Genomic DNA, 1,482 nt, shown 5'->3' with positions numbered 1-1,482 from the left:
GCACCGTGTGTGGAGCGGTGTCCCCCAGGGACGAGAACTCCGCCCGCGTGATGCTGGTCCGGGCAGGTTGGAACCCGGACGGTGTCGAGGGCGTAGGACCACCGGGGCCGCCGGCTCCGGTGGCGGCCTGAGCCGTAAATCCCCGCTCAGCCCTGGAGGGTGACGCATCCCCTCCCTCCAGGGAGGGGAGCCTTCAACGAGTCCCAGTACCCCGGGGTCGCCCCGCAGGCGGACGCCGTCACCGCGGACACCGACCTGGTGACGCTGACGATCGGCGGCAACGACAACGGCACCTTCGTCAACGCCATGCTCGCCTGCGGCACCGCGGGCGTCCTCAGCGGAGGCAAGGGCAGCCCGTGCAAGGACACGTACGGCACGTCCTTCGACGACGCGATCGACGCGAAGACCTACCCCGCGCTGAAGACCGCGCTGGGCGCCGTGCGGGACAAGGCACCGGACGCCCGGGTCGCGGTGCTCGGCTACCCCTGGATCACGCCGGCCGCGGCCGACCCGTCCTGCTTCGTCAGCATGCCGATCGCCTCCGGCGACGTGCCGTACCTGCACGCGCTGCAGGCCCACCTCAACGCCGTCGTGCAGCGCGCCGCCGCGGAGAGCGGGGCCACCTACGTGGACTTCTCCCAGGCGTCCGAGGGCCACGACGCCTGCCAGGCCGTCGGCACCCGGTGGATCGAGCCGCTCCTGTTCGGGCAGAACATCGTCCCCGTCCACCCCAACGCGCTCGGTGAGCAGCGCATGGCCGAGCGCACCATGAGCGTGCTCGGACTCGGCTGACCCCGCACCGGCGGTTCAGGCCCGTGCGCCGCCGTCCACCCGCAGCACCGTGCCGGTCACGAAGGAGGAACGGTCGCTGAGCAGCCACGCGGCGGCCTCGGCGATCTCCTCCGGCACGGCCGCGCGGCGCAGCGGGGTGAGCGCCGTGAGCCGGTCCTGAAGACCAGGAGCCTCCGCTTCCCAGGCCCGGATCATCTCCGTCAGGGTGTTGCCGGGCGCGATCGCGTTGACGCGGATTCCCTCGGGACCGTACGTCACGGCGGCCGACTCCGTCAGGCTGTTCACCGCCCGCTTCATCGCTCCGTACGCGGGCAGTTCGGGATTGCCCCGCAGACTGCCGATGGAGGAGTTGTTGACGATGGCGCCCGTCCCGGCGGTGGCCCGGATGGCGGCGACCTCGGCGACCATGGCCAGCCAGACGCTCTTGAGGTTCACCGGGTTCCTCCGAGGATGCCCCGGCCTTCAGGCCGGGGAGGAATCGGGCTCCTGCGGAGCAGGGCAGGGGTAGCGGGATCGCGGTCAGGGCGATCCGGCGTCCACCCCGCACGGCGGTGACGTCGCCCACCATGATCGAGAACTCTCAACTGTCAGTGGCCTCGGGTAGGTTCGGATGCATGACGACAGAGGCGACCACGAAGGACGCCGGGCATGCCCGGTACACCTTCCGTGTGCGCCTGTCGAACACGGCCA

At 71.3% G+C, this 1,482-nt stretch carries 3 pseudogenes; 2 read left to right on the top strand and 1 reads right to left on the bottom strand.

Annotation, left to right across the window (positions count from 1 at the left end):
- Nucleotides 1–131, top strand: a pseudogene (locus tag ACIBJF_RS53405) (RNA-guided endonuclease TnpB family protein); the annotation flags it as partial.
- A gap of 61 nt (nt 132–192) precedes the next feature.
- Nucleotides 193–792, top strand: a pseudogene (locus ACIBJF_RS53400) (SGNH/GDSL hydrolase family protein); the annotation flags it as partial.
- Between the two features lie 15 nt (nt 793–807).
- On the opposite strand, the pseudogene ACIBJF_RS53395 reads toward ACIBJF_RS53400, so the two are convergent.
- Nucleotides 808–1,227 (bottom strand): annotated as a pseudogene (locus tag ACIBJF_RS53395) (SDR family NAD(P)-dependent oxidoreductase); the annotation flags it as partial.
- Between the last annotated feature and the right edge of the window lie 255 nt (nt 1,228–1,482).

Source organism: Streptomyces sp. NPDC050743 (assembly GCF_044456925.1).
Taxonomy (GTDB): Bacteria; Actinomycetota; Actinomycetes; order Streptomycetales; family Streptomycetaceae; genus Streptomyces.
Note: the sequence above shows the minus strand (reverse complement) of the source record. Positions and strands in the feature narration are given on the sequence as shown.